6 protein-coding genes are annotated in these 6,903 nt (G+C 59.0%); all 6 read left to right on the forward strand.

Features of this window, described 5'->3' with window-relative positions; translation table 11 throughout:
- Positions 1-413 precede the first annotated feature (413 nt).
- Genes tssB through tssD form a run of 6 tightly spaced genes read left to right on the forward strand, consistent with a single transcriptional unit; the run spans position 414 to position 6,818 of the window.
- Positions 414-917, forward strand: coding sequence for a type VI secretion system contractile sheath small subunit (gene tssB, locus KGA85_RS28410; protein WP_046042394.1), 504 nt, complete (start codon positions 414-416; stop codon positions 915-917).
- Between the two features lie 34 nt (positions 918-951).
- Entirely contained in the window at positions 952-2,490 is a 1,539-nt protein-coding gene (tssC, locus tag KGA85_RS28415) for a type VI secretion system contractile sheath large subunit (protein WP_223534800.1), read from the forward strand.
- Between the two features lie 41 nt (positions 2,491-2,531).
- Positions 2,532-3,887 (forward strand): type VI secretion system baseplate subunit TssK, encoded by a 1,356-nt coding sequence (tssK, locus tag KGA85_RS28420; RefSeq protein WP_046042391.1) that lies wholly within the window; start codon positions 2,532-2,534, stop codon positions 3,885-3,887.
- On the forward strand, positions 3,884-4,561 hold the full coding sequence (gene tssL / locus KGA85_RS28425) for a type VI secretion system protein TssL, short form (protein WP_223456689.1): 678 nt from the start codon (positions 3,884-3,886) through the stop codon (positions 4,559-4,561). The genes tssK and tssL overlap by 4 nt, the downstream gene beginning before the upstream one ends.
- A 9-nt stretch (positions 4,562-4,570) precedes the next feature.
- Positions 4,571-6,304, forward strand: a complete 1,734-nt coding sequence (locus KGA85_RS28430) for an OmpA family protein (protein ID WP_223456690.1) — start codon at positions 4,571-4,573, stop codon at positions 6,302-6,304.
- A 19-nt stretch (positions 6,305-6,323) separates the two neighbouring features.
- Positions 6,324-6,818: a type VI secretion system tube protein TssD gene (gene tssD / locus KGA85_RS28435; protein WP_223456692.1), complete on the forward strand. Its 495-nt coding sequence runs from the start codon at positions 6,324-6,326 to the stop codon at positions 6,816-6,818.
- Positions 6,819-6,903 lie beyond the last annotated feature (85 nt).

Consider the following 6,903-nt stretch of genomic DNA (forward strand, 5'->3'; position numbering starts at 1 on the left):
CACCCCACCCCTGGTTTTCCTGGAAAACCGTATCGACTGGTTTCACTCCGACTGCATTGAGTCGCCTTCAAAGCACGCCAATAAGCTATTTGTAGGAAACTTCTTAAATAGCGTAGGGAAATTGCTTTTTATAGTGAGAGTAAGTTCCCAGCGCGGTGTACGTTCGGTCTTTATATGTTTGTCGTGGGTAGAATGACTTCGTACGATAGTTCACCATTGCCTCCGGAAAGTTTTAAGCTTTTGTTTCATTGATTGCAGTTTCACTTCAAAAGGTTCATTTTTTTGCGGTCGAGAAAAGATCGAGAACGATGGCTGTTAGTTTATCTGGATATGTCAATGCAATGGCTGAACCAGATTTTTGTAGTTGATTATTTGTAACTGTGCATGCAGTTACAAATATCCAAGGAGGATTTATGGCTTCTGGTAGTTTTCAAAACGAAGTGCCAAAGGCACGAATCAACATCAAACTCGATTTGCATACTGGCGATGCCCAGAAAAAAACCGAATTGCCGCTCAAGTTGATGGTGATGGGTGACTACAGTAACGGCAAGGAACAGCGCCCTTTATCCGAGAGAAGCAAAGTCGCCATCGACAAGAACAACTTCGATAGCGTACTGGCCGAATTTTCTCCCGAGCTCAAGCTGGCGGTGGCCAATACCCTGGTGGAGGATGCCAGCGACGCGGAGGTCGTTCTGGGTTTCCAGAGCATGAAGGATTTCGAGCCAGAGCAGGTGGCCCGGCAAATTCCGCAGCTGCGCGCACTGCTGGCAATGCGCAACCTGCTGCGCGACCTCAAGTCCAACCTTCTGGACAATGCCAGGTTTCGTCTGGAGCTGGAGCGAATCCTCATGGACGAGGCACTGACTGACGAACTGCGAGGCGAGTTGGCTGCATTGGCTCCGCAAGCCGTTCGTTAATTAACCTCGGTCTGTTTAAAAGGAAGTTTTCACAATGTCTATCGAACATTCTCACATGCAATCGCGTGGCACTACGGTGTTGCCTGAAGAAAGCCAGGGTGTGTATGGCGCACTGTTTGGCAAGATCAATCTCAATCCGGTAAAAGCGTTGGGCGAGATTGAAATGTTTCAAAGCTCCGAGGCACTGTCGGACGTTTCTGTCGATGAGCGTGTTACCGCTGCGGTCAGTGTTTTCCTGAAGTTGATAAAGCAGTCTTCGCGCAAGGTCCGGCGTCTGGACAGGACACTGCTGGATGAACATATCGCATCGCTGGATGCGCAAATCAGCCGCCAATTGGACGCTGTGATGCATCACCCGGATTTCCAGCGGGTCGAGTCCACCTGGCGCGGTGTGAAATCGTTGATCGATCAGACCGATTTCCGCCAGAACGTGCGGATCGAATTGCTGGATATCAGCAAGGATCACCTGGTCCAGGATTTCGAGGATGCACCAGAGATCGCGCAAAGCGGTCTGTACATGCATACCTACACCCAGGAGTACGACACACCGGGCGGTGAGCCGATCGCCGCTGCCATTTCCAACTTCGAATTCGACCGCAGCCCGCAAGACATTGCCTTGCTGCGCAGTATTTCCAAAGTCTCGGCAGCAGCGCACATGCCTTTCATTGGCTCCGTCGGCCCAGCCTTTTTTGGCAAGCGCTCTATGGAAGAAGTGGCCGCCATCAAAGACATCGGCAACTACTTTGACCGTGCCGAATACCTCAAGTGGAAAGCGTTCCGCGACAGCGATGATGCGCGATACATCGGTTTGCTCATGCCCCGTGTGCTGGGCCGTCTGCCTTATGGCCCGGACACCGTTCCGGTGCGCAGCTTCAACTACGTCGAAAGCGTCAAGGGGCCGGACCACGACAAGTACCTGTGGACAAACGCCTCGTTCGCCTTCGCGGCCAACATGGTCAAGAGTTTCATCGCCAACGGCTGGTGCGTGCAGATCCGCGGTCCGCAGTCTGGCGGCGCGGTCACCGACCTGCCGATCCACTTGTACGATCTGGGCACTGGCAATCAGGTGAAGATTCCTTCGGAAGTGATGATTCCGGAAACTCGCGAGTTCGAGTTCGCCAACCTCGGTTTCATCCCGCTGTCGTACTACAAGAACCGTGACTATGCGTGCTTCTTCTCGGCCAACTCCACGCAGAAGCCGGCGTTGTACGACACCCCGGAGGCCTCCGCCAACAGCCGGATCAATGCGCGCCTGCCGTACATCTTCCTGCTGTCACGCATTGCCCATTACCTGAAGCTGATCCAGCGCGAAAACATCGGCACCACCAAGGATCGCCGTTTGTTGGAGCTGGAGTTGAACAAGTGGGTCAGCGGGCTGGTCACCGAGATGAACGATCCGGGCGACTCGCTGCAGGCTTCGCACCCGTTGCGGGCTGGCCGGGTCACCGTCGAAGACATCGAGGACAACCCGGGTTTCTTCCGCGTCAAGTTGTATGCCGTGCCGCATTTCCAGGTGGAAGGCATGGACGTCAACCTGTCGCTGGTTTCGCAGATGCCCAAGGCGAAAGCCTGATTCCTGCTCACACCCACGCCACTTCGTAGGGATACGACCTCATGAAAATCGACCGCCCCTTGTGGGCCGCGGGGGCATTGCTGTCCCCACAGCAATTCCAGCAGCAGGCGCGCTGGGAGGCCTGGGCCAACGAGTGCCTGGCTCGTCTGTGCCTGGTGCACCCTTGGGGCGTTCGCAGTGTCGCCTTCGACCTGGAAGCTCTGCGCCTGGGCACGCTCAAGGCCACCCGGCTCAATCTGCGGATGCCGGACGGTACCCTGATCGACAGCGATCAAGTGGATCGGCTGCCCCCCGGTCTCGACCTGTCGCGCCTGCAGACCGGTGACAGCCAGACAGCTACCTTGCTGCTGGCCCTGCCGCTGGAGCAGGCCAATGGCAACAACTGCCTGTTCGATGGCGGGCAAGGGGATCGGCCTACCCGATATCGCCAGGACTGGCGACGGGTGCAGGACATCTACACCGATGAGGTGCAATCGGTCGGCGTGCTGGAACAGGTGCTGAGCCTGCGCTTCGAGCACGACGAGAACGGCGATTACCTGACCTGTCCCATCGCACGGTTGATGCGCGACGGGCAGGGCGCCTGGAGCCTTGACCCCGATTACATTCCGCCGTTGCTCAGTTTCGCCGCGCACCCGGGGTTGCTGACGCAATTGGATAACCTGTTGAGCCAGCTGTCCTCCAAACGCCAGCGACTGATGGGCATGCGCCGCGAAAGCAATCAACGCATGGCCGACTTCGCCGTTGCCGACGTGTCATTGTTCTGGCTGCTCAATGCCTTGAACACTTACCAGCCGGTGTTGGCCGATCTCAAGGCCTGGCCTGCGCGACCTCCCGAGCAGGTCTATCTGGAGTTGACGAAACTGGCCGGCAGCCTGCTGACCTTTTCCCTCGAACACGATGTCGAGCAGATTCCGCCTTACCGCCACGAAGACCTGGAAAGTGTGTTCCCGCCACTTTTGCGCATGATTTCCACCTTGCTGGAGGCCAGCCTGCCTTCGCGGGTCATTGCCCTGGACCTTGAAGAAAGTTCGGCCAATCGCTGGCAGGTGCGCCTCGATGACCATCGACTGCGCGAGCCAGACAGCGCCGACTTCTACCTGTCGGTGCGTTGCCGCCTGCCAGCGGTGCAACTGCAGAGCCAGTTCCCGCGCCTGTGCAAGATCGGTACACCGGACGAAGTCGATCAACTGGTCAACGCCGCCCTCGACGGCGTGCCGTTGCAGTCCCTCAGCCATGTGCCGGCGGCCATTCCCCTGCGCCTGGAAAACCAGTACTTCGCCCTCGACCTCAACCATGTCAAGGGCAAAGCCATTCTGGCTCAGGGCGTTTGTGCCTTCTACGTCCCGAGCACCCTGGCCGACGTCAAACTTGAACTGTTCGCGGTACTACGTGCATGAACCTGATCGAAACGAAAAAACACGACGCGGTTGATATCGACGCATTGCTGCAGGACAGCTATCTGCTGGTGGTCGAGTTGCGGCAGGGGGCGTCGGCGCAGAACAGCGATGAAGTCAAAGCGCTGTGCGTGCAGCAGGTTGAGCGCGTTCGCCAGTCTCTCGAAGAGGCCGGCCTGGCGCAACGCAGCATCGACCATATCAGCCATGCGCAATGCGCGTTGCTGGATGAAACCATGCTCAACCTCACCCGCGACAATGCCCATTCGCGCTGGGCCAGCGAACCCTTGCAAACGAAGTTTTTCAATCGCCATCAGGCCGGGGTGTTCCTTTATGAGGACATGCGTGAGGTGCTGCGCGAACCCGCAGCGGATCCGCTTGTGTTGACTGCGTTCCAACGGGTATTGACCCTGGGCTTCAAGGGTCTTTATGCCGATATCAATGATCCGGAGCGCGAGCAACTGTTGACCACCCTGAATGAACGGGTCGCCCCTTTGCAATTGCATCGGCGGTCGACCGCAACGGTCAGCGGCGGTCGAGGCCTTACGGTGAGCCCGGGCCTGCGCTCGCCCCTGGTCAATGCCCTGGTAGCCGGCCTGTTGCTGGTCGGTGTCTGGTACGGGCTCGATCAGTGGTTGGGTAGTCTTGTGGCGACGCTATTGTCCGCAGCAGCCTGAGGTGAGCCAATGACGCTCAAACTCAAACAAGGGCTCTGGCTGTGGGCAGGGGCGCTGGCCTTGATGCTGCTGGCGATCATCCCGCTTGGCGGATGGACGCGTGTGGTCGGGGTCTTGATCGTTGTCGGCAGTGTTGCGCTGGCGTGGGGCCGGGCAGTGCGTCAGGCAGCGCTGCAACGGGACCTGCCCGGTTCGCTCGATGATTTCGCAATGCCACCGGCGAACTACCGCCATCCTGTGGTGCTGGTCTGTGGCGACGGCCTGTCCGGCCTGTTTGGCGAGGCGGGCGCCGATCATCCTGCGCAGCGCTTGACCGAGCAGGGATGTTACTTGCGGGTCTCCCGTGTGGAACAGCTGCCGGGGCTGGTCGACAGCATCATGACCTTGCGTCCCCAGTGGGGCGGACAGCTCAGTGTGATGTTTGTCGTCAACCCGGGCGAGCACACCAATGTTGCGGTATTGGCCGGGCAGGTGCACACCTTCAATCATCAGGTCGCGCTGACGCGCAAGCGTGGCTTCACGTTGCCATTGATGCTGGTCAGCTATTTGCAGTCCCCGGCAGCCAAAGGGGCCTGGTTCAGCTGGGGCGCAGGCCAGGAGCACTGCAACATTCTGCAGGCCGGGGCCAGCTTCAGCCAGAGCGACTGGTATCGGCAATCCGCCCAGAGTGCAGTCCGCACTCAACGATTGCAGGCCGGTATTCAGATCAACACTGCCGCCGAGTGGCTGGATGAATATGTCCTGGCGCACTTCACCCGCCGTGACGGTCGCCAGCCTGCCGGCCTGCCGCTGGTGTGGGCCTGCACTTTGGTACCGACTCTGCCCGGGCATGTGGCCGGCAACTTGTGGCGGCAATGGCAGCGGGACAAGACCGCGCTGATGGACGCCGATGTCGCTGTACAAGCAACGGGGGAACCGCTGCCGTTTCCTGATCCTTTACTGACTCTACTACCCCGGCAGGCACAACGTTCGCCGCGGCGTGGCGCAATCGTGACAGCGGTTTGGCTGTTCACCTTCGCTGCCGTTGTCGCCCTTACCAGCTCGGGCTGGCAGAACACCTTGCTGCTGCGTCAGGTCAGCGACGACCTGCGGCGCTACACAGCCATCGAGCCGACGGCGCGTCCTGGGCAACCCGAGTTCGCCCCGCGTGAAGATGCGTTGAACGTGCTGCGCGAGGACGCGGTGCGACTGGACTCGTACTACCGCCTGGGCGTCCCCATGGCTCTGGGTTTTGGTCTGTATCACGGCGAGCGCCTGCGTGACCGGGTGTTGACGACCATCGCCGATCACAAGCAACCGTCGACCCGCCCGCTGGTGGCACGTACCGCGCGAACGGTGCGCCTGGACAGTCTGTCGCTGTTCAGCAGTGCCAGCGCCCGGCTCAAGCCCGAATCAACCAGGGTGCTGATCGATGCCTTGGTCGGCATCAAGGCCCAACCTGGCTGGCTGATCGTCATCGCCGGGCACACCGATGCCGTGGGCAGCGACGAACACAATCTGCAGTTATCCCGCGCCCGTGCGGCAGCGGTACGTGACTGGATGCAACGCATGGGCGGCATCCCCGACAGCTGTTTCGCGGTGCAGGGCTTTGGCAAGAGCCAGCCGATCGCGAGCAATGACACCGAGGCGGGGCGTCAGGCCAACCGTCGCGTCGATATCCGTCTGGTGCCGGAAGCGGGGGCCTGCGCGCTACCCACGGCCGGGGCCGACGTAAAACCCCTGTCGCAAGCGCGGCAACTGTGAACTGAAAAAGGAGCTTGATATGGCAAATCCCATTTACGCCTGGCTGAAAGATAAAGAGGGCAAGGAAATCAAAGGTTCGGTGACCGTGCATGGACGGGAGGGCAGCATCGAAGTGCTTTCCCAGCAACATGGCCTGACCCTCCCTTATGACCCCAGTAGCGGCAAAGCATCCGGCTTGCGGGTCCATACACCGTTTGTATTTACCAAGGCACTCGATTCCTCCAGCACCCTTCTGCTCAAGGCGCTCTCCGACAACAAGGAACTGATGGAGGCTACGTTCAGGTGGTACGACAGCAGCAAAGGTGAGGTGCAAGAAGTCGAGTATTACCGTGTCGTGCTGAAAGACGTCAGGGTGGTGAGCATCCAGGCGAAAACCGACAACTTCAAAGACCCGGCCTCACAGAATATTTACCCCATGGAAGAAATTCAGCTGGCTTACCGGGAGATCGAATGGACCTTCGTTGAGGGGAACCTGATCCACGACGATAAGTGGGATACACGTCAGACCTCATAACCCTGAACAGCCAGCAGGCAGGCCTCAGCCTGCTGGTTCCGGTGGGCTGGGTTGAGCGTCCGTTCATGGACGTTCAACCCAGCCC

The sequence above is a fragment of the Pseudomonas sp. GL-B-12 genome, assembly GCF_019955895.1.
GTDB lineage: Bacteria > Pseudomonadota > Gammaproteobacteria > Pseudomonadales > Pseudomonadaceae > Aquipseudomonas.

What these genes read in the sequence shown, in the direction of transcription:
- tssB (WP_046042394.1), top strand. Translation starts at nt 414, where the DNA reads ATGGCTTCTGGTAGTTTTCAAAACGAAGTGCCAAAGGCACGAATCAAC.
- tssC (WP_223534800.1), top strand. Translation starts at nt 952, where the DNA reads ATGTCTATCGAACATTCTCACATGCAATCGCGTGGCACTACGGTGTTG.
- tssK (WP_046042391.1), top strand. Translation starts at nt 2,532, where the DNA reads ATGAAAATCGACCGCCCCTTGTGGGCCGCGGGGGCATTGCTGTCCCCA.
- tssL (WP_223456689.1), top strand. Translation starts at nt 3,884, where the DNA reads ATGAACCTGATCGAAACGAAAAAACACGACGCGGTTGATATCGACGCA.
- KGA85_RS28430 (WP_223456690.1), top strand. Translation starts at nt 4,571, where the DNA reads ATGACGCTCAAACTCAAACAAGGGCTCTGGCTGTGGGCAGGGGCGCTG.
- tssD (WP_223456692.1), top strand. Translation starts at nt 6,324, where the DNA reads ATGGCAAATCCCATTTACGCCTGGCTGAAAGATAAAGAGGGCAAGGAA.